Source organism: Variovorax sp. UC122_21, assembly GCF_044056785.1.
In the GTDB taxonomy this organism is placed as follows: domain Bacteria; phylum Pseudomonadota; class Gammaproteobacteria; order Burkholderiales; family Burkholderiaceae_C; genus Variovorax.
Genome location: NZ_CP172003.1, coordinates 2,314,181 through 2,338,244 on the forward strand (window position 1 = coordinate 2,314,181; position 24,064 = coordinate 2,338,244).

At 71.7% G+C, this 24,064-nt stretch carries 15 protein-coding genes and 1 pseudogene; 15 read left to right on the forward strand and 1 reads right to left on the reverse strand.

The features are described from left to right. Nucleotides 1-66: 66 nt before the first annotated feature. From ACHMXE_RS11560 to ACHMXE_RS11595, 8 genes and pseudogenes are all read left to right on the forward strand, one after another. Nucleotides 67-804 carry a TonB C-terminal domain-containing protein gene (locus ACHMXE_RS11560; RefSeq protein ID WP_395346085.1) on the forward strand — a complete coding sequence of 246 codons (738 nt, stop codon included), beginning with the start codon at nucleotides 67-69 and terminating at the stop codon, nucleotides 802-804. After that, a complete protein-coding gene (locus tag ACHMXE_RS11565) occupies nucleotides 804-1,394 on the forward strand; it encodes an RNA polymerase sigma factor (RefSeq protein ID WP_203207396.1) in 591 nt (196 codons plus the stop codon). The genes ACHMXE_RS11560 and ACHMXE_RS11565 overlap by 1 nt, the downstream gene beginning before the upstream one ends. 8 nt (nucleotides 1,395-1,402) lie before the next feature. Continuing rightward, a pseudogene (locus ACHMXE_RS11570) lies at nucleotides 1,403-1,507 on the forward strand (hypothetical protein); the annotation flags it as partial. Nucleotides 1,508-1,670: 163 nt separating this feature from the next. After that, nucleotides 1,671-2,387: a FecR family protein gene (locus ACHMXE_RS11575; RefSeq protein WP_395346086.1), complete on the forward strand. Its 717-nt coding sequence runs from the start codon at nucleotides 1,671-1,673 to the stop codon at nucleotides 2,385-2,387. A 71-nt stretch (nucleotides 2,388-2,458) separates the two neighbouring features. Further along, a complete protein-coding gene (locus ACHMXE_RS11580) occupies nucleotides 2,459-2,824 on the forward strand; it encodes a FecR/PupR family sigma factor regulator (RefSeq protein ID WP_395346088.1) in 366 nt (121 codons plus the stop codon). A 4,363-nt stretch (nucleotides 2,825-7,187) separates the two neighbouring features. Then, nucleotides 7,188-15,671, forward strand: a complete 8,484-nt coding sequence (locus ACHMXE_RS11585) for a filamentous haemagglutinin family protein (protein ID WP_395346089.1) — start codon at nucleotides 7,188-7,190, stop codon at nucleotides 15,669-15,671. 177 nt (nucleotides 15,672-15,848) lie between these two features. Continuing rightward, complete coding sequence (locus ACHMXE_RS11590; protein WP_395346090.1) at nucleotides 15,849-16,433, forward strand: RNA polymerase sigma factor; 585 nt, start codon at nucleotides 15,849-15,851, stop codon at nucleotides 16,431-16,433. 114 nt (nucleotides 16,434-16,547) lie between these two features. Then, nucleotides 16,548-17,180, forward strand: coding sequence for a transposase (locus ACHMXE_RS11595; RefSeq protein ID WP_395346091.1), 633 nt, complete (start codon nucleotides 16,548-16,550; stop codon nucleotides 17,178-17,180). 2 nt (nucleotides 17,181-17,182) lie between these two features. Here ACHMXE_RS11595 and ACHMXE_RS11600 read toward each other — a convergent pair whose 3' ends face one another. Next, entirely contained in the window at nucleotides 17,183-17,620 is a 438-nt protein-coding gene (locus tag ACHMXE_RS11600; protein WP_395346092.1) for a type II secretion system protein N, read from the reverse strand. 144 nt (nucleotides 17,621-17,764) lie between these two features. Between ACHMXE_RS11600 and ACHMXE_RS11605 the strand changes: the two genes are divergently transcribed. The 7 genes from ACHMXE_RS11605 to ACHMXE_RS11635 all read left to right on the forward strand — a co-directional run bounded on the left by ACHMXE_RS11605 (nucleotide 17,765) and on the right by ACHMXE_RS11635 (nucleotide 24,027). Further along, nucleotides 17,765-18,280, forward strand: coding sequence for a prepilin-type N-terminal cleavage/methylation domain-containing protein (locus ACHMXE_RS11605; protein ID WP_395346094.1), 516 nt, complete (start codon nucleotides 17,765-17,767; stop codon nucleotides 18,278-18,280). A 3-nt stretch (nucleotides 18,281-18,283) separates the two neighbouring features. Next, nucleotides 18,284-18,664, forward strand: coding sequence for a type II secretion system minor pseudopilin GspI (gene gspI, locus ACHMXE_RS11610; RefSeq protein WP_395346096.1), 381 nt, complete (start codon nucleotides 18,284-18,286; stop codon nucleotides 18,662-18,664). Further along, nucleotides 18,665-19,327, forward strand: coding sequence for a type II secretion system protein J (locus ACHMXE_RS11615; RefSeq protein WP_395346097.1), 663 nt, complete (start codon nucleotides 18,665-18,667; stop codon nucleotides 19,325-19,327). Nucleotides 19,328-19,549: 222 nt separating this feature from the next. After that, nucleotides 19,550-20,602 carry a cation:proton antiporter gene (locus ACHMXE_RS11620; protein ID WP_395346098.1) on the forward strand — a complete coding sequence of 351 codons (1,053 nt, stop codon included), beginning with the start codon at nucleotides 19,550-19,552 and terminating at the stop codon, nucleotides 20,600-20,602. A gap of 213 nt (nucleotides 20,603-20,815) precedes the next feature. Continuing rightward, the gene (locus ACHMXE_RS11625) at nucleotides 20,816-21,904 is read left to right on the forward strand and encodes a transporter substrate-binding domain-containing protein (RefSeq protein ID WP_395346099.1); all 1,089 of its coding nucleotides are present in this window, start codon (nucleotides 20,816-20,818) and stop codon (nucleotides 21,902-21,904) included. A 16-nt stretch (nucleotides 21,905-21,920) separates the two neighbouring features. After that, nucleotides 21,921-22,520 (forward strand): ANTAR domain-containing response regulator, encoded by a 600-nt coding sequence (locus ACHMXE_RS11630; protein WP_395346102.1) that lies wholly within the window; start codon nucleotides 21,921-21,923, stop codon nucleotides 22,518-22,520. Nucleotides 22,521-22,779: 259 nt separating this feature from the next. Beyond that, nucleotides 22,780-24,027, forward strand: a complete 1,248-nt coding sequence (locus tag ACHMXE_RS11635; RefSeq protein WP_395346104.1) for a transporter substrate-binding domain-containing protein — start codon at nucleotides 22,780-22,782, stop codon at nucleotides 24,025-24,027. Nucleotides 24,028-24,064: the final 37 nt, after the last annotated feature.

Below are 24,064 nucleotides of genomic sequence, written 5' to 3' on the forward strand. Positions count from 1 at the left end.
GCGAACGCGGCGGCTCGGGGGCATCTGCGCCTATCGGGTATGAGAGCGAATTCGGCATCGGTCAGTGTGCTGACACTGGCCTGGTGTCTGGCTGGAACCGCCACGCTGTTCGCGCCGGACGGCGCGCGGGCACAGGCCGCGGGCTCGAACCCACCCGTGGCCATGCAGGCCGGCACGCGGATCGAGTTCGACATCGGCGCGCAGCGCCTGGGCGATGCGATAGCGGCTTTCAGCCGGGCCACCGGGCTCGACGTGCTGGTCGACGGCGAGGATGCGCAACGGCCGGCCGGCGCGGTGCGCGGGCGGTTGACGGCCGCGCAGGCCCTCGAGGCGATGCTGGCCGGGACGGGGCTGGAGGCGCGCCATGCCACCGCGACATCGGTGGTGATCCAGGCGGCGCGCGGGCCGGCTGCGCCGGCCTGGCAGCCGGGCACGGAAGCGCCGGAGTTCGAGGAGTCGGGGTTCCACGGAGGAAATGTCTTGTACCAGTCCTATGCCGCCCAGGTGCAGCAGGCCCTGCGCGCCTCGCTGTGCGGCGCGAGCGAAACGCGGCCCGGCGGCTATCGCCTCGCGCTCCAGGTGCGCCTGGATGCGCGCGGCACGGTCGAGCGCTTTCGCCTGCTGAGCACCACCGGCCAGACCAGCCGCGATGCCGCGGTGCTGCGCAAGGTGCGTACCCTGGCGGTCGGCACGCCACCGCCCGCCTCGCTGCCGCAGCCGCTGGTGATCCTGCTGCTGCCCGAAGGGCCCGATGCCGAGTCGGCCTGCGCAGATGTCCCGGCCGCGCCGGAGGCCCTGCCGTGATGAACGAGACGCCGGGCCTGGCGGCAAGCCTGCGCGCCCGCGTGGTCGCGCGCTATGCCGAGTTGCGCGGCAGGCTCGAACGCATCGTGGGCTCGCGCGACGACGCGGCCGACGCCATGCAGGAGACCTGGTTGCGGCTGGCCACCACCGCCGGCGAGACGGGGGCACAGCCCGGTTCGCCCGCCTCGAACCCCGCCACGATCCACAACCCCGACGCCTACCTGCTGCGCATGGCCGCCAACATCGCGATCGACCGCTATCGGCAGGACGACGCGCTGCTGGCTCGCGTCGAGATCGACGCGCTGGTCCACATCGTCGACGAGACCGCCGATCCCGAGCGCATCGCGAGCGCGCGCAGCGACATCGAGGCGCTGGGCGAGGTGCTCGCGCGCATGCCCGCGCGGCGGCGCGCGATCCTGGTCGCGGCCCGCGTCGAGGGCCGGCTCAACAGCGAGATCGCGCAGCGTCTCGACGTGTCGCTGAGCACGGTCGAGAAGGAATTGCGCGCCGCGCTCGACTACTGCAAGAAGCATCTGCCGCACGTGGAGGCGGCCCAGCAGGGCCATTTCAGCGGACCGCGAAAATACTGATGTACGCCATGTCCTTCACTCCACCCGAATCCGGCTCGCCGCAGCATCAGGCCCAGGCCTGGTGGCTGCGCCTGCATTCGGGCGAAGCCACGCGCGCCGATGCCGACGCGTTCCGCGAATGGGCCACCCGCAATGCCGCGCACGCGCAGGCATGGCGCGAGGTGATGCGCGTGTGGTCGTCGATCGATCCGTTGCTGATCGAAGAGGCCGCGCGCCAGGCGCTGCCCCCCGCGTCGAGCACGCGGCCTGCCGGGCTGGCGCGGCGGGTCCCGCGCGTTGCCTTCCTCGCCCGGCCGGCGCGCCTTTCTCGGCGGTGCGGTGGCGGCGGCGGTGGCGGCGGTCGTGGTGCAACCGCCGCTGGGCCTGTGGCCCTCGGTCGAGGAGCTCGCGGCCGACTACCGCACCGCGACCGGCGAACAGCGCCAGCTCGCGCTTGCTCCCAGCGTCGACGTGCGGATGAACACGCAGACCCTGATCAATCGCGTGGGCCGCGACGGCTTCGAACTGGTGGCGGGCGAGGCCGAGGTCGCCCTCGCCGGCACCGGGGCCTTCTTCGTGGACGCCGGCGGCGGCCGCCTGCAGGCGAATGCCGCGCGCATCAATGTCCGCTACACCGGTCCGCAGGTCTGCGTGACCTGCCTTGAGGGCCGGGTCACGGTCAGCGTGGCCGGCCAGCAGCGCACGCTGGAGGAGGGCCGGCAGATGTTCTACGACCGGACGGGCCTGCAGGAGCCCGTGCGTGCCGACGTGGCGAGCGTGGGCGCCTGGCGCAGCGGCGTGCTGTCCTTCGACCGCGTGCCGCTGGCGGACGTGATCGCCGAGATCAACCGGTATCGCCCGGGCAAGGTCTTCCTGCGCAACGACGAGCTCGGCCGCACCCCGGTGCGCATGCAGATCGCGCTGCGCAGCATCGACAACGCCCCGCTGATGATCCGCGAACGCTACGGCGCGCGCATGCGCAGCCTGCCCGGCGGATTCGTCGTCCTGAGTTGAAGGGGCGGGGACCGCGACGGCCCGCCCTCGAATAATTTACGGGTTGCCCCGCGCAGGCTCGTCTTGGGGGTATGGAACCGACACCCATCGACGACGGCCCCGCCTCGCACGACGCCTGCCTCGGCGAAGCGTTCGAATGGCTCGTGCGCCTGAATCGCCTGCATGCCAGCGAGGCGGAGGCCTTCGCGCTGCAGGCCTGGTGCGCGCGCAGCGCGATGCACGCGCAGGCGTGGCGCGAGGCGCTCGCGCTGTGGCGGGCACTGCTGCCGGCCGCATGCGCCGCCGTGCAGCGCGCGTCGATCCTGCCGGGACGCAGGCGTCCGCGGCGACCCGTCGATGACAGGCGTGTCGGTTCCAGCCGTGTCGCCGCCTTCGGGCGCGGCAGTTCCTCCGACACCTTCCGCATGCAGCACCGCACCGGGCAATCATGGTCCTGAATTCCCATTCCCTTCGTTCGCGCGCACCGGCCGCGCCCCTGGCGCCCCTGGCACGCGCCGTCGCCTTGCTGCTCGCCGCCTGCGGCATGACGGCGGCTGCGCACGCGCAGCAACGCGCGTTCAGCGCGGCATGGATAGCGCAGAAGAACATCGCGCAGGGCCAGGCGATCGCGACGGGTCGCCTGCCCAATGGCCTGCCCGTGTCCTCGCTCAACACGCCGAGCGCGCAGCAGCAACAGTCGCGCGAGCAGTTGCAGCGTTCGCTCGGCAACCTGAACCTCGCCGCGCAGGGCATCGCGGCGCAGCAGGCCGCGCAGGCGGCCGCGCGGCAGGCGGCCTTGGACGATCCCTCGTCAGTGCCCGACGGCCTGGCCGACGGCGGCTTGAAGGTCGACACCAATTCGCTGACCGCGGGCTGGCTCGATGCCCAGGCGCCCGTGCAATCGCAAGGCGGCGATGGCCGCACCACGGTCACCATCCAGCAGACCGGCGACCGCGCGATCCTCAACTGGGAGACCTTCAACGTCGGCAAGCGCACCACCGTCGATTTCAGGCAGCAGGCCGACTGGGCCGTGCTCAACCGCGTCAACGACCCGCAGGCGCGGCCTTCGCAGATCCAGGGCCGGATCAAGGCCGACGGCACGGTGTTGATCGCGAACCGCAACGGCATCGTGTTCAGCGGCTCGAGCCAGACCGACACGCGCAACCTCGTCGCGGCGGCGGCGAAGATCGGCGACGAGCAGTTCAAGGCGCGCGGCATCTACAGCGCGCAGGCGAACGGTGCCTACACGCCGAGCTTCACCGATGCCGACGGCAAGGTCGAGGTGCAGGCCGGCGCGCGCATCAACACCACGCCGACGACCACCGTCACGCAGGGCGGCGGCTATGCGCTGCTGCTGGGCAAGGAGGTCACCAACGCCGGCACCATCACCGCGCCGCGCGGCCAGGTGCAGATGGCGGCGGGAGATTTCTTCATCGTGCGCCAGGGGCAGGGCACCGCGTCGAACCAGCGTTCCACCACGCGCGGCAACGAAGTCGCGCCGCAGTTCGATGTCGACAGCACGGCGGGCGCGGTGACCAACACCGGCCTGCTGCAGGCGCCCGAAGGCGACATCACCCTGGCGGGTCGCAAGGTGGTGCAGGACGGCGTGGCCGTGGCGACGACCACGGTCGATGCGCGCGGCAGCATCCATCTGCTGAATTCGGCGAGCGACAAGCTCGGCAGCGTCACGGTGACGGCACGTGGCCTGAACGCGATCCTGCTGGACGACCGGCACGGCCGCACCGCGCTCGACAGCCAGCGCGATGCGCTGATGGTGCCGCCGGCGGTGGCGAATTCGCCCGATTCGACCTTCGACAACCTCTCGCTGATCGAGGACCGCCGCGACCAGTCGCGCATCGAGATCGTCGCGGGCGGCGGCGTGCTGTTCGAGGGCGGCTCCACCACGCTGGCAACGGGCGGCCAGATCGCGGTGAGCGCGGGCACCGCGGCGCGCAGCACGGTCGCCAACGGCGCCAGGCTCGACGTTTCCGGCGCCGTCGGCGTGCAGGTGGCGATGTCGTCGAACAATGTGCAGATCAACATCCAGGGCAACGAGCAGCGCGACGCGCCGCTGAACCGCGACACCACGCTGCTCAACAACGGCAACGTGTGGATCGACCGGCGCAAGCTGCTGCGCGTGGCGGCCGGCGTGGGCGGCTACGACAAGGAACGCTGGTACACGCCGGGCGGCCTGCTCGAGGTCGGCGGCTACCTGGGTCTGCAGGGCCACGGCATCGGCGAATGGGCCGCGCAGGGCGGCAGCGTGGTGTTCGCGGGCGCGGAGCTGGTCACGCAGGCGGGTTCGAACATCAACCTCTCGGGCGGCACGCTGGACGTGCAGACTGGGATGATCCGGCAGAGCTGGCTCAAGGGAGCGGACGGCCGGCTGTACGAGGTCTCCAGGGCGCCGGCGGACGTGCGGTACACGGGCCTCTACAAGGGCTATGAAGACGCGCACGAGCGCTGGGGCGACAAGACCACGGAGTTCTTCTACAACCCGCTGATCGGGCCGCAGCAGCGGCTGGAGAACGGCTACACGGTCGGGCGCGACGCGGGCCGGCTCGTGGTGTCGACCCGTGCCGCGGTGCTCGAGGGTGACATCACGTCCACGGTCTACCAGGGGCCGCAACAAACGGCCAGGCGCGACGCGGGACTGGATGGCTACGCGCAATCGCACGATGCGGCGGCACTGGCCGCGCAACTGGTGCTGGGCAGCTACCTCACGTCCTACGGCACCGATCCGGGGACGGGGCGCGCACGCGCGTTCCCGACCTTCTCGCCGACTTTCGCGCGCATCGTGTTCGGCACCGGCGAGCCGGGGCTGGGCGACGGCATCTCGCCGAACGGGCCGCTGCCGCAGGAACGCAAGGACGCGCTCCACATCGACAGCGAGCGCCTGAACGGCTGGGGCCTGGGCGCATTGCTGGCCGCGGGCTCGGACAGCGTCACGGTGGAAGATGCCGTGGCGGTCGCCGCGGGCGGCAGCATCCGGCTGCTCGCACCCCAGGTGCAGGTGGACGCGAACCTCACGGCACGCGGTGGCGAGATTGCGCTGGGCAACGTGCGCCGGGTGAACGGCAGCACGGGCATCGTGGAGGGCGCGTTGGCTCCCTTCGGTGAAAAGCCGGTCAAGGTGACGATCGCCAGCGGCGCGGTGCTCGACGCGCGTGGCTTGTGGTCCAACCTGAAGCTCGATCCCACCGACAGCCACGGCCTGCCCTACATCGACGGCGGCAAGGTCGACGTGCGCACCACCGGCGACCTGACGCTCGCCGCGGGCACGACGATCGACGTCTCGTCGGGCGCGGCGCTGCTGGCCGACGGCAAGACGCGCGGCGGACGCGGCGGCGACGTGACGCTGTTCGCGGACATGCAGTTCGCGGGCGTGCCATCGACGCACGGCCTGCTCACGGTCGACGGCGACATCCGCGGCTTCGGCGTGGCGGGTGGCGGCACGCTGCGCATGCTTTCGGGCACGGCCATCGTCGTCGGCGGCCAGGTGCCGGGCATGGATGGCACGCTCGGCGCCGGCCAAGCGGCACCGACCGATCTGATCCTGCTGCAGGACTACCAGGTGCGCGCGGGCGACGTCCTGCCGGTGGACTACAGCTACGAGCGCACGCGCGCGCAGCCCGGCGAGGCGGTGGGGACGCGGCCGATCTTCTCGGGCGATGGGGTCGTGCTCGCGGCCGACTGGACGCCGCCGGCGGGTGCCGGGCGATACACGCTCGGAGGGTTCCACAGCGACGGCCGCTTCGAGGCATTCTTCATCGAGTCGACCGGCGATCGGCCGACCATGCCCGCGGGGTTCCGCATCACGAGCAGCGTCAGTGCCGAGAACTTTCCCGGCGGCTACGTGGTGCCGAGGGAGGTCTTCCCCGAAGGCTTGTTGATCGTTCCGGAAAACCGGACGATCGCCGCCGGGCAGGCGTCGCCCATCGATCTCACGCTCGCGGGTGGCACGCGCGTGACGGCCGGTGCGGTCTTCGATCGGCCGGTCGCCACGCGGCCGAACCTGTCTCTCGACACCGGCATTTTCCAGACCGGCTTCTCCAGCTACGACATCAACGCCCGCCTCGGCGTGGTCGTGCCCGACAACGCCAGGATCGACGTGCGCATGCCGGTCTTGCGCTTCGGCGATGCGGCGCGCGCCGTGGCCACCGGCAGCGATCCCGCGCTGGCGCTCGAACGCTGGCTGCCGCCGACCTGGACCGAGGATCCGCTGAAGGGCGTGCTGACGCAGCGCGGCGGCGCCGGCATTGCCCTGCAGTCCACCGACGATGCGGTCGCCGCGGCGGCGGCGGTCGCGTCGGGGCCGGTCGCCATCGGCGTGGGCAGCGCCATCACGGTCGATCCCGGCCAGTCGATCGCGCTGCGCGGCCGCGACGTGCGCGTGGACGGACTCCTGAGCGCACCGGGCGGCACCATCGCCATCGGCGGCGGGCAGGCCGACCTCGCGAAGACCGGCCTGTTCTGGATCGGCGACACCGCAGTGCTCGACGTTGCGGCGCAGGCCGTCACCGCGGTCGACCTGTCGGGCCGCACCTACTGGCCGCGTGGCCGACGGCGGCACCATCCGCATCGGCGGCTCGCTGGATTGGGAGGCCAAGGGCCAGGCCGAGGCGGCGAATGCCTTCATCGTGGTGCGGCCCGGTGCGCTGCTCGACGCCTCGGGAAGCCATGCCGTCCTCGATCACGGCACCGCCCCCGGCGCACGCGGGACGGTCGCCAGCGATGGCGGATCGATCGTCCTGGCCTCGACCCTCGGCCTGTATCTCGACGGCACCCTGCGGGCCGCCTCGGGCGGTGCGGGCGCGGCCGGTGGCACGCTCGCGCTCGCGCTCGAATCGACGAACTATCCGACGGTCTCCACGCCCGGCGACGTGCTGCGGCACCGCGAACTGGTGCTGGCGCAGACGCAGGGCACGAGCGCGGTGGGGAGCGGCGCGATCGCTCGAGGATGCGCGGGGCCTGCTGTCCGTCGGCAGCGCGCGCATCGGCGTCGACCGCATCGAGGCCGGCGGCTTCGACAATTTCTCGGCGCTGGTCTACGGTCCCCTGAGCTTCGACGGCGACGTGGCGCTGCATATGGGCCAGAGCCTGCGCCTCTACGCCGGCACCTATGCGCTGGGCGAGAACGCCGCTGCGGGATCGACCGCCTCGCTGTCGGCCCCCTACGTGCGCCTGGCGGGCGCGACGCGCGTCCAGCTCGACCAGATGACGCTGCCGGGCGCCGTCTGGCAGGGGGCCGGCGCCATCACGCCATCGACGCAGGACGCCACCGGCACCTTCTCCGTGCGGACGGACCTGCTCGACATCCGCGATCTCATCGGCTTCGGCACCCACGCGACCATCGACCTGCGCACCTCGAGCTACGAAGTGGACCGCCGGGGATTCCAGGGCGTCGACCTCGCGAGCCGCGGCGACGTCCGCATCTTCGATGGCGGCCTGACCACCACCGGCAACCTCGTGGTGACGGCGGCACAGCTCTACCCGGTGACCGGGGCGCGCGGCACGCTGATGGCGGGCTACCGAACGCCGGATCCGGACAACGGCATCACCGGCTTCGCGCCCGGCAGCGTGCTCTCGATCCGTCGCCACGGCTCCGAAGACGCAGCCATGCCCTACACGGTCTTCGGCAGCCTCTCGCTGGCCGCCGAAACCATCGAGCAGGGCGGCGTCGTGCGGGCGCCGCTCGGACAGCTGCTGCTGGGCAGCACCGACGCCGCGTCGAACACCGAGCGCGTGATCCTGCTGCCGGGCAGCATCACCTCGGTCAGCGCCGCGGGCCTGACCCTGCCCTACGGCGGCACGGTCGACGGACTGGCCTACCAGTACGGCGGCAAGCCGGTGACCATCCAGGGCGTGGGCGCCTCCGATGCGGGCGGCATCCGGGTCACGGCGCGTCATGTCGACGCCCAGGCCGGCTCCGTGCTCGACCTGTCGGGCGGCGGCGCATTGACCGGCGCGGGCTTCGTCGCGGGCCGTGGCGGCTCGGTCGACGTGCTGACCACGCCGCTGGCCAATGCCAACCCGGTCAACGGCTACAGCAGCGCCGGCAACACGGTCTACGCGATCGTGCCGGGCAGCGCCGCGCAGTACGCGCCGGTGGCACCGGAGGCAGGCTTCGGCGCCCCCGCCATCGGCCAGCAGATCACCATCGGGGCGGGCGTGCCGGGTCTGCCCGCCGGCACCTACACGCTGCTGCCTTCGACCTATGCGCTGCTGCCCGGCGCCTTCCGGGTGGAGATCGGCACGGCCGACGCGGGACGGCTGGCGCTGCCGGGCACCACCGCCGTCGGCAACGGTTCGTATGCGGGCGCGGGCTACCTCGGCATCGCCAACACCGCCATCCGCGACGCGGTACCCCATCGCATCGTGCTCACGCCGGCCGACAAGGTGCGCACCCAGTCGAGCTACAACGAGACCGGCTACGACAGCTTCGTGCTGGCCGACGCCCAGCGGCGCGGCTTCGTGCGTGGCATGACGACCGCGGATGCGAAGACGCTCGCGCTGGACCTGCGCAGGCCGAAGGACGAGGACGCCGAACGCACCAGCCTGTCGTTCCGCGGCGAGGCACGCCTGCAGGCCGCGGCCGGCACGCAGGGCTTCGGTGGAACGGCGAGCGTGCTCGGCGTGGGCGAGGTGCTGGCGTCCGGGCAGGCAGCGACCGACGGCCTGCCGTTCGCCTCGGTGCACGACGAGGACCTGAACCGGCTCGAAGCGCCTCGCCTGGCGGTCAACGCGAACATCGCCACCAGCTATGGCGCCCGCGGCGGCATGGCCAGCATCGACGGTGGGGGCGAGCTGATAGTGCGCAGCGGCGCGCGCCTGTCGGCCGGCGATCTGATCCTGGGCGGCAGCCAGCTCACGATCGAGGAGGGCGCGACGCTCGGCACCATCGGCCGGGGCCGCGCGAGCTTCGACTCGAGCGACGGCTACGTGTTCTACGGCCGTGGCGTGCTGGCATTGTCGAACGGCTGGCTCAACATGCTGCTGCGCTCGCCGTCGAACGGCGAGCAACCCGGCAGCGGCTCGGTCGACATCGGCCGCTGCGTCACCGCGAGCTGCAATGGCACGACCACGCTGGTGTCCGAGGGCACGCTGGCCATCGCCACCGACGGCACGCTGAGCCTGGCGGACAACGTGTCCTATGGCACGCGCAATCTGCTGCTCGCGGTGGCCGCCGTCAACCTCGGCGAGGACGCGAGCATCGCCGCCGCCGCATCGGCCGGCCGCCTGCCGCGCGGCCTGAGCCTCAACCAGGGCCGACTCGGCAGCCTGCTGGCCGGCAACAGCGCCACAGGCGCGCCCGCGCTCGAGACCCTGGTGCTCAACGCGCGCGACGCGGTCAACGTCTTCGGCGCGGTGAACCTCGATGCCTCGCGCCTCGAGCGTTTCGTGCTCGGTACGCCCGCCATCCATGGCTACGGCGCCGCGGGCGACGTGGCCGCGATCCGCGCGGGCGAATTCATCTGGACCGGTGCCGCCGCGCCACCCGGCGCGCCGATGGCCGATCTGCTGGGCGCGGGCACGCTCGACATCGGCGCGCGCTCGATCGTGCTCGGCCAGGCCCCCAACACCCAGCCCGACAGCACCGCCGCCGACGACCGCATCGCGCTCGGGTTCGCCGATGTGCGACTCAACGCCAGCGAAAAGCTCAGCTCGAACGGCGGCAAGGGCACGCTGGCCGTGTTCCAGCACCAGGGTGACTACACGCCCGGCACGGGCTATGCGCGCGAAGGCGGCAACCTGCGCATCGCCACGCCGGTTCTCACTGGCGACGCGGCATCCACCATGCGCATCGAGGCGGGTGGAGCGATCGATATCGCGGCTTCGGGCTTCGGGGCCACCAGCGATGCGCTGGGTGCCACGCTCGAACTCAAGGCACGCCGCGTCGGGGTCGACGGCAACGTCGTACTGCCCTCGGGCCGGCTGGTGCTCGCGGCCACGGAGGACATCGTGCTGGGCGCCAGCTCGCGCATCGATCTCTCGGGCCGCAAGGTCGCGCTGTTCGACGTCGACAAGTTCAGCTGGGGCGGCGACCTCGTGCTCACGAGCAGCGCCGGCAACATCGTGCAGGCCGCGGGCGGCACGATCGACATCTCGGCCGTGAACCAGCGCGCGGGCACGGTCGAGGCGGTGGCGCTCGGCGCCGATGCCGGACGCATCGACCTCGCGGGCGAACTGCGCGGGACCGCCAGCGGCCGCTACGACGCGGGCGGCACCCTCGTGCCCTACGGCGCGGGCGAACTCACGGTGCGCGCCCGGACCCTCGCCGATTTCGCGGGCCTCAACGCGCGCCTGAACGCGGGCGGCGTCGAAGGCGCGCGCCGCTTCCAGATCAAGCAGGGCGACCTCGTCGTGGGCGACGGCGTGAAGGCGCGCGAGGTGGCGATCGTCGTGGACGGCGGCAGCCTGCGCGTGAACGGGCGCATCGACGCCAGCGGCGAGCAGGTCGGCACGATCCGCCTCGCCGCCAGGGGCGACCTGCGCGTGGACGGCACGCTCGACGCGCACGCCACCGGGCTGCGCGTGGACAGCTACGGCAAGATCATCGACAGCCCGAACCGCGCCATCGTCGCGCTGAGCAGCAGCGAAGGCACGCTGACCTTGGGCGCCAATGCGCGCATCGACCTGCGCGCCGGCACCGGGGTGCCGGTGGGCAACGGCGCGGGCCTGAACGACGGCCGCGCGCGCGGCACGCTGGACCTCGACGCGCGGCGCACCGGCGGCGCGGGGGCGGGCGGCAGCGGCGACGGCGCGAACGATGTCGCGCTCGCGGTCGAGGGCCGCCCGGCCATCGAGGGCGCGAAGACGATCGCGGTGAACGCCTTCCGCCGCTACGACGACGCACCCTTGGCCGAGCTGCCCGATGTCTCGGGCCAGCGGCCGCAGCTGATCACGCAGGGGTACCTCGATGCCATCGACGGCCAGAGCGTTGCCTTCGTCGACGCGGCGCTCGCCAATGCGGCATTGCGCGACCGTCTCGCCGGGCTGGCCAATTGGCGGCTGCGCCCGGGCGTGGAGATCGTGAGCAAGGCCGAGATCAATCCGAACGGCACGCTCACGGTGGTGGGCGACATCGACCTGTCGGGCTACCGCTACGGTCCCGACGCGAACCGCGGCGATCCCGCGCGGCGCGGCTTCGGCGAACCCGGCGTGCTGTCGATACGCGCGGCGGGCGACCTCGACATCCACGGCAGCATCAACGACGGCTTCGCGCCGCCGCCGGGCACGCCCGACGACAAGTACGCATGGATGCTGGCCGAGACACGCGATGTCAACGGCAACACGGGGCCGACGCAGTTCGGCGCCGACGTGGTCGTGCCGATCGACGGCGTGACGCTCGACACCGGCACGCGCTTCCCCGCGGGTGCGAAGCTCAACTACGCGATCTCCATCGCCGGCGCGACCTTGCCTGCCGGCACGGTGCTGCCGGTGGACGTCGTGTTGGCCGGCGCACTGAACCTGCCCGCGGGCACGGTGGTGGGCGCGAACATCTATCGCGCCGACGGTTCGCTGGCCTACAAGGCGGGCACGGTGCTCGCGAGCGGTGCGGCGCTGGAGGCCGGCATGCGGCTGGGCGCGGGCACGACGCTGCGCGCGGCGGTCGCCGTGGGCGCGCTGACCTGGCCCAAGGGCGTGGCGCTGCCGACCGACATGAGCCTCGCGGCGCCGCTGCTGCTGGCGCGCGGGTCGCTGATCCCGTCGAACACGCTGCTGGAATTGCCGGGAGACCAGCCGATCAATCTGCGGCCCGAACAGGATGGCCGGCAGGGCCGCAACTGGGCGGTCGCGCCGATGCTCGGGGAGGGCGCCAGTTCGTGGGACCTGCAGCTGACGGCCGGCGCCGACCTCGGCTCGGCCGATCGGCGCGCGGTGGCCGTCGGGTCGAAGGGCACGATCCGGCTGGCCGACACGCACCACGTGATGAGCTTCAGCTTCAGCGCGTCGCTGGTCTGGGCCGAAGGCAACTTCATGGGCTATCCGGCAGGCACGCCGGTGTCCCCCGACGAGACCTTCTGGTGCGAGATCGATCCGAGCCAATGCCAGGCCGGGGGCCCTTCGACGATCAGCGGCAGCAAGGCCGACTCGCCGGCCTTCAGCGTGCTGCGCACCGGCACGGGCGACCTCGATCTCGCGGCCGCGGGCGACATCCGCAGCGATTCGCTGTTCGGCATCTACACCGCGGGCACGGCCACGGCGGTGGACGCGGCCTACGACCGGCCGCGCGGCAGGCTGGCCGACGGGACGCTGATCGGTCCGCAGGACGCGGCGCTCGACTATGCGAGCAGCCTGGCCACCTATCGCGCCTGGTATCCCGACCAGGGCGGCAACGTCTCGATCCTCGCGGGCGGCAACCTGGTCGGAGACATCGCGGATGGAACCAACTCGAGCGTGATACCCGGCAACTGGCTGTGGCGGCAAGGCTCGGGCACGGCGGCCGTCGATGCGCCGATACCCACCGCGTGGTGGATCAACTTCGGTGCCTATGTGCGCGGTGGCAACGGCAGCACGATGGCGCCGGCGCTCGCCGGCTTCACCGGCATCGGCGCGCTCGGCGGCGGCGACATCCGCATCCGCGTCGGCGGCGATGCCGGCGCCATCGATCCGCGCGGAGCCCAGGCGGCCGGCACGAGCACCGAGGGACGCAGCCAGGGGCTGGTGGTCGCCATCGGCAGCAGCGGCCGGGTCGCGGCCGACGGCAGCCTTGCGCTCACGGGCGGCGGTGACATCGACATGCGGGTGGCCGGAGCGCTCAATCCGCAGCGCGGGCTCGCCGACAGTGCCGAGAACCTCGTGTTCACCGGTGTCATCGCCAACCTGCGCGGCGCGACCGAGGTCGATGCGGCATCGATCGGCAGCGTCGCGCCGCGCTACCAGGTGCCGGGCGGGTCGTTCATCGAGCGCAACGATCCACGCGGCGTCGACCTGTTCGCCGCCTCCTACGCCAATGCGCGCGGCGGCGTCAATCTGGCGCCCGGGGATACGACGATCCGCCTGAATACGCTCGGTGACCTCGTCCTTGGCGGCGTGACCGATCCCGGACGATCCGCGACGCCCAACACCTCGGCCTTCGCGGCAGGCGGCCTCCAGCCCGCGGGCGGTGGCAATGCCTGGTTCAGCCTCTGGAGCGGGCGAAGCGCGATCGATCTCGTGGCGGCCGGTGGAGACCTGACCCCTCTCACGGCATTGCGCGGCATCAACGACAGCGCGGTTCAGACCGTGGTTCGGGACGGTTGGATCGTCTACCCCTCGATCTTCCGCGTCGCGGCGCTGAGCGGCAGCCTCTACTACGGGTCCGCGGCGCAACCGAGGGCCATCGACCGTCCCGAGGCGATGAACGTCGGCCTCGTGCTCGCACCCTCGGCCACGGGCGAGCTGGAGCTGCTGGCGGGCGGGTCGATCCATGCCGGCCGGCTCGCCATCGGCATGTCGGGCTCGGGGGCGGCATTGCCGACGCCCTTCGATCCCGCCTTCGCCGGAACGGACATCGCGGGCTCCGGCGAGGTCATCGCCAGCAACCTGGCGGCGAACGCACTCGCCACGAGCGGCGTGCCGACGCTCTTCGCCTTCGGGCCCAACAGCGCGAGCATCCCGCTGGAGCGCGCTGCGGACGCGCCGCCCATTCGCATCTATGCCGCGGGGGGCGACATCGTCGCGCTGAAGACCGGCGAGACCGTGACATTCGGCGGTGGCAGCGACACCTGGTTCAATGCCGCCCGGCCGGTCCGGATCCGGGCCGCGCGCGACATCGTCAACACCGGCGACGCGCCAGGCAGCGCCACCGGCGGAGCGACCGAACTGAGCGGCGCAGCGCTGCGCGGCAACCTGATCGTCCACACCCACCCGAACGACGTCTCCATCGTCTCGGCCGGCCGCGACATCCTCTACGCCAACTTCGACATCGCCGGTCCCGGCACGCTCGAGGTCTCGGCCGGGCGCAACCTGCTGCAGGAGGACCGCGGCGGCATCGTCTCGGTCGGCCCCGTCGCCACCGGCGACACGCGCCGCGGTGCCTCGATCGCGCTGATGGCGGGCATCGGCGCCGAAGCCGCCACGCGCGGGCTCGACATGTCGGCCATCCGCGCGCGCTACCTCGACCCGGCGAACCGCGCCGAGGCCGGCACGCCGCTGGCCGAGCAGCCGGGCAAGCCCGTGGCGACCTACGAACGCGAACTCGCCGACTGGCTGAAGACGCGCTACGGCTTCGAGGGGGACATGGCTCAGTCGCTCGCCTACTTCGATGCGCTCGCGCCCGAGCAGCAGCGCATCTTCCTGCGCGAGGTCTACTACGCCGAGCTGCGCGCGGGCGGGCGCGAGTACAACGACGCCGCGAGCAGCCGCGCGGGCTCCTACCTGCGCGGACGCGAGATGATCGCCACGCTGTTCCCGGCACGCGACGCCGCGGGCCAGGCGATCGCGCGCGGCGGCGACATCACGATGTTCGGCGGCTCGGGCGTGCGCACCGATTTCGGCGGCGAGATCGAGATGCTGGCGCCGGGCGGGCAGATCATCGCCGGCGTGCAGGGCGCGGTGCCGCCGGCCGGCGCGGGCGTGATGACGCAGGGCGAGGGCGACATCCGGCTCTACAGCCAGGGCAGCGTGCTGCTCGGGCTGTCGCGCATCATGACCACCTTCGGCGGCGACATCCTCGCCTGGTCGGCGCAAGGCGACATCAACGCGGGCCGCGGCAGCAAGACCACGGTGCTGTTCACGCCGCCCAAGCGCGTGTACGACGACCTGGGCAACGTGAAGGTGTCGCCGCAGGTGCCGAGCTCGGGCGCGGGCATCGCCACGCTGGCGCCGATCGCCGAGGTGCCGCCCGGCGACGTGGACCTGATCGCGCCGTTGGGCACCATCGACGCGGGCGAAGCGGGCATTCGTGTCTCGGGCAATGTCAACGTGGCGGCGCTGCAGGTCGTGAACGCCGCCAACATCCAGGCCAAGGGCGAGTCCAGCGGCCTGCCGGTGATCGCGGCGGTGAACGTGAGCGCGCTCACGAATGCCAGCGCCGCGGCCGCGCAGGCCTCGATGGCGGCGCAGGACACGGTACAGCGCGAACGCAGCGCGGCACGCCAGGCGCTGCCCTCGGTGTTCACAGTGCGCGTGCTGGGCTTCGGCAACGAACCCGCCGAGGGCAGCGAAGCGCCGCCGGCCGGCGGCAGAGGCGCGGCGCCGGCCGGCACCGATGCCTACAACCCGCGCAGCGTGATCCGCGTGCTCGGCGGCGGCGCCAGCCTGCCGCCCGCGGCGAGTCGCCAACTGACGGACGAGGAGCGCGCCAACCTGCAACGCTGAGCCGTGCCGCGCGCCCCGGCCGGCCGGGGCACCCCGTTTTCTCCGCCACAGGTCCCGCCGCGTGCCCGCTCCGCAAAGTTTCCGGAGTTCGGCGAGCCGGGGCATCCATCGAAAACCATCATGACCCCAGACATCGAGGCCCTCGGCCGCAGCAGAGCATCGGTTCGGTTCACGCGGATGCCCCCGCCCTCGCTCTGGCGCCTGCCGCCGGAGCGCCAGGGACTGTTGCTGCCCGACCTGCGCGTGCCGCAGGCCGAGCCCGCGCCGAAGCCGCCAGCGGCGATCGACCTGCAGGCCTACCTCGAGGCGCACTACGCGCGGCTGCATCGGCGGCTCGAGCGGCACCTCGGCTGCGCCGACCTGGCCAGCGAATGCCTGCACGACGCCTGGTTGCGGCTCGGCGAGCGCCAGCCGCGAGCGGAGCTCTCGAACCCGGATGCCTACGTCTACCGCGTGGCCTGCAACCTGGCGATGGACAGCCTGCGTGCACGCCGGCGCTGGCTCGGCGCCGACGATGCCGAGGCGGACGCGGATGTCGAGGTCATCGCCGATGGCCAGCCCGGCCCGGAACTGATCGCCGAGGCGCGCTCGGAGGTCGCGGCCGTGGACCGCGCGATGCAGCGCCTGCCGCGGCGCCACCAGTCGGTGCTGCTCGCCTTGCGCTGGCACGAGATGTCGCGCCAGGAGGTGGCGCGGCGCCACGGGGTGTCGGTGCGCAAGATCGACACCGCGCTGCGGCAGGCGCTCGGCGGCCTGCGTTGATCGGCGAGGCCCGCGATGCACGCCCATCCGTCGCCGAGCGCCGGGATCGACGCCGGCCCTTCACGGTCATCACGGATCCTGTCGCATGATTTTTCGGGGAAGGAGGATCGCAAGATGTTGAAGTGGACGGCGCCCCTGCGGGTCACGATGCAGGAACTCGACGCCAGGCTATCGAAGATCGTCGAACACGCGCGCGAGGAGCCGGTGGCCGTCAATCGCTATGGCTCGCCCTGGGTCTGGATCGTGAGTCACCGCGCCTGGGTGCAGGCCGACAACCTGCGTGCGCTGGTGCCCAGGAGCCATCCGCTGGTGCCGCTGCGCGACCTGGTCGACGATGCGCTGCGCTACGAGCGCGCGCTGCTGGCCGAACTGGCGCGCGAGCACGGCAGTGCCGTCGGCCTGCCGATCCTGCTGCGCTGCCTGGTGCTGCAGATCATCTATTCGATCGAGGATGCGGAGAAGGTGCACGAGAGCCTGGTCTACAACATGCTGTTCCGCTGGTTCGCGGGCTTCGAGAAGTTCGCCGACGAGCTGCCAGGCGATGCCGAGTTCACGCGCGAGCTGCAGGCCGTGGGCACCGATCCGCGCGCGGTGCGCATCGTGACGCGCTGCCTGTCGAGCACCCACCTGCCCGAATCGGGCGAGGGCGATTTCCGCGTGAACCGTGGCCTGCTGCATGCGCTGTCGAACTGGGTGGCCGATGCCTCCGTGCCACAGCCCAAGCCGCACGGGGCGCGCGGCGTCTGAGGCTAGGGCGTACCCACGCGCACGATGCCAGGGCTTGCCAGCGACGGCATCGCCGGCGCGGCGATGCGTTCGGTGCGGCCCGCGATGTCGATCACGACCGCGCCGGGCTCGATCGCCGACAGCCTGACCGAGGGCGCGAGCGCTTCCCCGATGCGGAAGGCGCGAGGGGCCGCACCGTTGACGGCCAGCACGGCCACCCCCTGCAACTCACCCTTGATCAGCCCGTTGACCACCACGTTGGCCCGGATCTCGCCCGGGCCGAGCCAGCCGGCGATGGTGCCGGCGGCGGGGTCGGGCGCGGGCGCCGGCGTCGGCGCCGCCACGGCCACCACGGTGTCGGCGGCGGGCAGGCGCGCCCAGACGGCAATGCCCGCGGCCACCAGCAGCAGGCCGGCCGCATGCACGGCATATCGGGGGAGTCGTTTGGCAAGAAGATTCATGGTCGGTGCTTCCGGTGTCGGGTTCCTGTCTATCACCGCGCTGTTGGCTTCGTGTGTCGGAAACTCGGGTGTGCATGCCGCGCGACCTTCATCGCACCATCACATGCGCGGCCTAGCATCGCCGCGGCACACCGCCGCCCTCCGATGAACCTCGCACCGCTCCATGCCCCCGCGCCGCGCGCCTGGCGGCGGCCGCACGGCTTCTCGTTGATCGAGTTGATGGTGGTGATGGTGATCGTCGGCATCGCCACCGCGGCGATCAGCCTGAGCGTGGCGCCGGATCCCGCGCGCGAACTGCGGCGCGATGCGCGCGAACTCGCCCTGCGGCTCGCGGCCGCGCAGAACGAAGTGCGCGTCGACGGACGCGTGATCGCCTGGGAGGCCGATGCCGATGGCTACCGGTTCAGCCGCGGCACCTGGCGCCCGCAACCCGGCAGCACCATCCCCACGGTCACGACCCTGGGCGCGCTCGACCGCTTCGAGCGCGACGACGTGCTCGGCCCCGTCGCCTGGCGCGCCGGCCCGGTGCAGGTCGTGCCCGCGCGCCCGGTGCTGCTGACCGCCGAGCCCATGGGCGCCCCCTGGCAGCTCGCGCTGCGCCATGCCGACGCCACGGTCGTGATCGTGCGCGACCCGTCGGGCGCCTACCTGCTGCGCTGAACCATGTGCCCCCGTTGCCGTGCCACGGCGAGGCCGTCGGGCTTCACGCTGATCGAGGTGCTGATGGCGCTCACGATCGTCAGCATCGCGCTGGCGGCGATCGTGCGCGCCTCGAGCCAGTCGATCACCCATCTCGGACGGCTGGAGAAGCAGTCGCTCGCCATGCTCTCGGCCGAGAACCGGCTGGCGGAGTTGCGCATCGGCAGCGCACCGGCGTCGCCGGGCGTGCTGCGCACGCCGTGCCCGCAGGGCGAGGTGCCGCTGCTGTGCCGGCTGGAGGTGGGCGCGGCGGCCGGCGGATTGCGCAACGCGACGGTCGAGGTGTACCTCGCGGGCGACGCGCATTCGCTCGCCTCGCTGCAGACCCGGATCGAGGTGCGCTAGATGCGCCGCGGCGGCTCGTCGAAAGTTCGCGGCCGGGGCTTCACGCTGGTCGAAGTGATGATCGCCATCGCGCTGATGGCGGTGGTCAGCGTCATGGCATGGCGCGGACTCGAGAGCGTGACGCGGACCGACAGCCAGCTCGAGCGACGCAGCGACGATGCCGCGCGGCTGCTGCGGGCGCTGGGCCAGCTCGAGACCGACCTGGCCCAGCGTGCGACCACCGAGCTGCCGTTGCCGGCGGCGGCCACCGCCGCGCACGCGAGCGCGCAGTTGCTGCCGACCGCACTGCAGGTGCGCAGCCAGGCCGCGCTGCCGTTGCTGATCGAGATCGTGCGCGCCGCGCCGGCAGCCCCAGGCCAGTGGCAGCGCGTGCAGTGGTGGCAACGCGGCAGCTCGCTGTACCGCGCCGCGGGCGAGGCGCGCCGGGAGTTCCCGCTGCCCGCGCCGGACGCCGCCGACCGGGTCGAGGTGCTGGGCGACGTCGCATCGTTCGGGCTGCGGGCCTGGGAACCGGGTCAGGGGTGGCGCAACCTCCCGGCCGTCGCGCCCGCACGCGTGCCCGCCAGCGGCCTCGAAGCCGAACTGGCGGTGCTGCCGGCCGGCGACGGACCGGCACGGCGCTTCAGGCGCGTGTTCGTGCTCGAGGGAAATTCGCCCGGCTGATGCCACGGTAGCATCCACCCATGCCCCACAGCCTGCTATCGACCTTCGCCGACCTGATCCTCTTCATGGGCCTGTCCTGGGCCATCTGGCGCGCCCTCGGCCGCTCGGTGCCGATCGCGGTGCTGCCGATCATCATCGGCCTGCTGCTCGCGGCCACCGGCGTGCTGCCCCAAGGCCGCCGGCATCCCGTCGGCGGGTGGCGACTTCATCGGCTGGATCGGCGTGCTGCTGCTGGCCTTCACGGCCGGGCTCGAAACGCGGCAGACGGTGCACCTGCCGGGCGCGACCGACCTGCCGCCGGCTCGGCCCGGCGAGACGCTGCGCTTCGTCGCCAGCGCGGTGATGGCGCTGCTGCTGCCGTTCGCGGTGGGCACGCTGGCCGCCAAGCTCTGGTTCAACCACCTGCCGGGCTGGGCCGCGCCGCATGGCGGGCAGTGGTGGGGCGCGCTGGCGATCGGCCTGTGCCTCGCCGTGAGTGCGCTGCCGGTGCTGATCGGCATCGTGCGCGAACTCGGGCCGCTGCACCGGCCGCTGACGCGCATCGCGCTGCGCATCGCGGTGCTCGACGATGCGGTGCTCTGGATCGGCCTGGCGCTGCTGCTGCTCGCGGCCGAAGGGCAGGCGCTGCTCGCGGGCTCCTGGGTCAAGCCGGCCGCGGCGATCGCGCTGGCCGCGGCGCTCGCGGGCATTGCCGCGGTTGCGCGCAAGGCGACGCGCGAGCCGCCGGCCTGGGCAATCTGGCTCGCGATGCCGCTGTTCCTCGCGGCCGGCGCATGGTCGAGCTCGCAGCTGGGGCTGCACGAATTGCTCGGCGCCTACTTCGCGGGCGCGATCGTGCCGGCGGCCTGGTCGCGGCGGCTGCCGGCGGAGCGGCTCGGCAAGTTCGCATTGATCGGCCTGGCGCCGGTGTTCTTCGGCCACAGCGGGCTCAAGATCGACGGCAGCGTGCTGGGCTGGGCCTCGCTGCAGGCCTCGGTCACCTTGCTGGTGCTCGCGGTGGGCGCCAAGCTGGTGGCGGTGCTGGCATGCTCGCCTGCCAAGTGGCTGTCGCGGCGCGAGGCGCTCGCGGTGGGCACGCTGCTGCAATGCAAGGGGCTGATGGAGATCGTGGCCGCGACCATCCTGCGCGACAAGGGCCTGCTGTCGGAGCATGCCTTCGCGGCGCTGGTCACGCTCGCGGTGCTGTCGACCCTGCTGACCGGGCCCGCCTTCCGCTGGATCGTGCGGCGCGTGGCGCCGATGGAGAACGCCAACGGCCGTCCGGCCTCCCACTGAAGCGCGGGGCTTCTCGAAAGACTTGCCTGCCGTGCGCGCGGGACTGCTACAGTAGGGCGGACGACGCCGCGAGGCCTCGACATTGACACGGAGCAGTGAAGCTCCCAGCGGCCGCAAGGGCTGCTGGGGGCTTTTTTCATTGGGAGTCCAGACGTGACCGGATCCAAATCACAAACCCCCTGGCGGGTCGGGGTGCTTTTCTCATCGACGGGCGTGACCGCGGCCGTCGAGCGCACGCAGCAGGCCGCGACCCTGCTCGCGATCGAGGAGGTCAACGCGAGCGGCGGGGTGCTCGGGCGGCCGATCGAGCCGGTGGTGCTCGACCCGGCCTCGCGGCCGCCGCGCTACCGCGAGCTGGCCAAGCAGCTGTGCGACCAGGCGGGGGTGGCGGTGATCTTCGGCTGCTACATGTCGAGCACGCGCAAGGCGGTGCTGCCGGTGGTCGAGGCGCATCGCGCGCTGCTGTTCTATCCCACGCTCTACGAAGGCTTCGAGTATTCGCCGAACTGCGTCTACACGGGCGCGGCGCCGAACCAGAACTCGGTGCAGCTGGTGCGCTACCTCACGAGCCATTTCGGCAAGCGGCTGTTCCTGATCGGCTCGGACTACGTCTATCCCTACGAGTCCAACCGGATCATCGCGGACCTGTTCCGCCAGGCCGGCGGCGAGGTGCTCGACGAGATGTACGTGCCGCTGCGCGTGGCCGACATCGACATGCCCAAGGTGATCCGGCGCATCGAGGCCGCGCAGCCCGACGTCGTCTATTCGACCGTGGTCGGCGACGGTATCGCGCGCTTCTACGAGGCTTACAGCGAGGCGGGCTTCGACCAGCAGACGCATCCGATCGCGAGCCAGTCGACGCAGGAGGCCGAGATCGCGCAGATGTCGGCGCGCGCGGCCGCGGGCAGCATCACGGCGGCGCCTTACTTCTCGACCCTGCAGACGCCGGCCAACCTCCGGTTCGTCGCGGCCTGGCGCAAGCGCTTCGGCAGCGGCCTGCCGATCACAGCCTGCGCGGAGTCGGCCTACTTCCAGGTGATGCTCTATGCGCAGACGCTGGAACGCGCAGGCAGCGACCGGCTCGAGGCGATGCTGCCGCACCTGCACGAGCACGAGTTCGACGCGCCGCAGGGCCGGGTGCGCATCGACCAGGAGAACCACCACACCTACCTCTGGCCGCGCGTGGCGCGCGTCGATGCGCAGGGCACGTTCCAGGTGGTGGACGATCCGGGCCTGCGCGTGAAGCCCGATCCCTACATGTACGAGAACCGGTTCGATCCGCTCGCGGGACGGCCGGCCTGAGGGAAGCGGAAGCGCCATGACCATTTCGCTGCTGCGCGAACTGCCCGAGCTCAAGATCGTCGTCGTCCATCCGCCGGACGAGGAGGGCGACGCCCTCGTCAGCCACCTGCGCCGCGTGGGCTGCATGGTCAGCATGGCCTGGCCCATGCCGGCCACCGTGCCGCCCAATGTCGACGTGCTGTTCCTGCTGGTGGAGGGCGAGTCGCGCCAGGCCACCGAGGCGCTGCTCAAGTCGATGCCGCGGCCCGAGCCGACGGTGATCGCGATCGTCAACTACGAGGACCCGACCACCCTGCAGCTGGTGCTCGAGAGCGCGGCCTTCGCGGTGGTGCAGAAGCCGATCAAGCCCTTCGGCCTGCTCGCGCACCTGGTGACCGCGCGCAGCCTGTGGTCCGAGCGCCAGGCGATGCTCAAGGAGAACCGCAAGCTGCGCCGCAAGATCACGAGCGACCAGGCCATGAGCCGTGCGAAGACGATCCTCATGGCCTCCAAGGGCATCAGCGAGGGCGAGGCCTACCAGGCGATCCGCGCGCAGGCGATGGCCAAGCGGCTGTCGATGGAACAGATCGCGAGTTCGATCATCAACATGGAAACCCTGTTGCACCCGGCGCCCTAACTCGCTAGCATGACTGCATCGAGTCGGTCCTCCGGCTCGGTGGTTGCATTCCCTTGATTCGTCAGGCGCCGATGCAGCCGGCACCGGGAACCATGTGTGTTCTCCGGTCCACCTGGCAATGAAGCCCACGCCGCGGTCCCCACCGCGTTGTGGGTTTTTTTTCGCCTGCGCCCGACAGTGCTGTCGGCTGGTTCCACCCATCGAGCTCTTCAACCATTCGTCAGCGCATGGTCGCTGCGTCACGTCCTGAGGTCCCATCATGTTGACAACCAACCGTCGCCACTTCCTCGTTTCCTCGGCTGCTTCCGCGGCCGCCCTCGCGTCGCCCGCGCTGATGCGCAGCGCCTACGCGGCCGACACCATCAAGGTCGGCGCGCTCTACTCGCAGACCGGCGGTCTCTCGATCGTCGAGAAGATGCTCGCCAACGGCGTGCGCATGGCCGTGGCCGAGATCAACGCCGCGGGCGGCGTGATGGGCCGCCAGGTCGAGGTGGTGCTCGAGGACGGCGCCTCCGACCCGAAGACCTTCAACGAGAAGGCCTCGAAGCTGATCACGCGCGACCGCATCGAGACCGTGTTCGGCTGCCACACCTCGGCCAGCCGCAAGGCGGTGCTGCCGGTGTTCGAGCGCCGCAACGCGATGCTGTTCTATCAAACCCACTACGAAGGCTTCGAATGCTCGAAGAACGTGGTCTACAGCGGCGCGGTCGCCAACCAGCAGCTGGCCAACTACGTGCCGTGGATCGTCGAGAAGCTCGGCAAGAAGAAGTTCTTCATCGTCGGTTCCAACTACGTCTATCCGCGCGAGATGTCGAAGGTCAGCAAGAAGCTGATCGAGCAGTCGGGCGCCAAGTGGGTGGCCGACGAGTACCTCGAGCTCGGCCATTCGGAATGGGCTTCGGTGGTGCGCAAGATCAAGGAGTCGGGCGCCGACGTGGTGCTCTCGCACGTGGTGGGCGATTCGCTCGTGGCCTTCTACCGCGAGTACAAGAACCAGGGCATGTCGCAGGCCGCGGTGCCGATCTGCGCCACCGTGATCAGCGAGATCGAGATCGCTGCCATGGGCGGCGAGTACGCGGCCGGCAGCTACACCTCGGTGCCGTACTTCATGTCGATCGACACGCCGGCCAACAAGTCCTTCATCGAGCGCTACCGCAAGTTCGTCAACGACCCCAAGGCCGTGACCTACCACTCGCTCGAGGCCGCCTACTTCCAGGTCTTCCTCTGGAAGCAGGCGGTGGAGGCCGGCAAGGCCACCACGGCCGACGCCATCCGCGCCCACATCGGCGGCCAGAGCTACGACGCGCCCGGCGGCAAGGTGCGCATCGATCCCGAGAGCCTGCATGCGTGGGTCACGCCGCGCATCGGCCAGTGGCAGGCCGACGGCCAGAGCAAGGTGGTCGACGCGAGCCCGCAGCCGGTGCGGCCGCTGCCTTACTTCGCCTACGGCGAGACCGACGCCAACCTGATCTGCAAGCGCAACGGCGCCGCGCCGGTCAAGGCCTGAAGAGCCGGCCGCGAGCGCGGCGGCAACCGCCGCGCCC

What these genes read in the sequence shown, in the direction of transcription:
- ACHMXE_RS11565 (WP_203207396.1), top strand. Translation starts at nt 804, where the DNA reads ATGAACGAGACGCCGGGCCTGGCGGCAAGCCTGCGCGCCCGCGTGGTC.
- ACHMXE_RS11600 (WP_395346092.1), bottom strand. Translation starts at nt 17,620, where the DNA reads ATGAATCTTCTTGCCAAACGACTCCCCCGATATGCCGTGCATGCGGCC.
- ACHMXE_RS11595 (WP_395346091.1), top strand. Translation starts at nt 16,548, where the DNA reads ATGTTGAAGTGGACGGCGCCCCTGCGGGTCACGATGCAGGAACTCGAC.
- ACHMXE_RS11635 (WP_395346104.1), top strand. Translation starts at nt 22,780, where the DNA reads ATGTTGACAACCAACCGTCGCCACTTCCTCGTTTCCTCGGCTGCTTCC.
- ACHMXE_RS11605 (WP_395346094.1), top strand. Translation starts at nt 17,765, where the DNA reads ATGAACCTCGCACCGCTCCATGCCCCCGCGCCGCGCGCCTGGCGGCGG.
- ACHMXE_RS11580 (WP_395346088.1), top strand. Translation starts at nt 2,459, where the DNA reads ATGGAACCGACACCCATCGACGACGGCCCCGCCTCGCACGACGCCTGC.
- ACHMXE_RS11630 (WP_395346102.1), top strand. Translation starts at nt 21,921, where the DNA reads ATGACCATTTCGCTGCTGCGCGAACTGCCCGAGCTCAAGATCGTCGTC.
- gspI (WP_395346096.1), top strand. Translation starts at nt 18,284, where the DNA reads ATGTGCCCCCGTTGCCGTGCCACGGCGAGGCCGTCGGGCTTCACGCTG.
- ACHMXE_RS11590 (WP_395346090.1), top strand. Translation starts at nt 15,849, where the DNA reads ATGCCCCCGCCCTCGCTCTGGCGCCTGCCGCCGGAGCGCCAGGGACTG.
- ACHMXE_RS11615 (WP_395346097.1), top strand. Translation starts at nt 18,665, where the DNA reads ATGCGCCGCGGCGGCTCGTCGAAAGTTCGCGGCCGGGGCTTCACGCTG.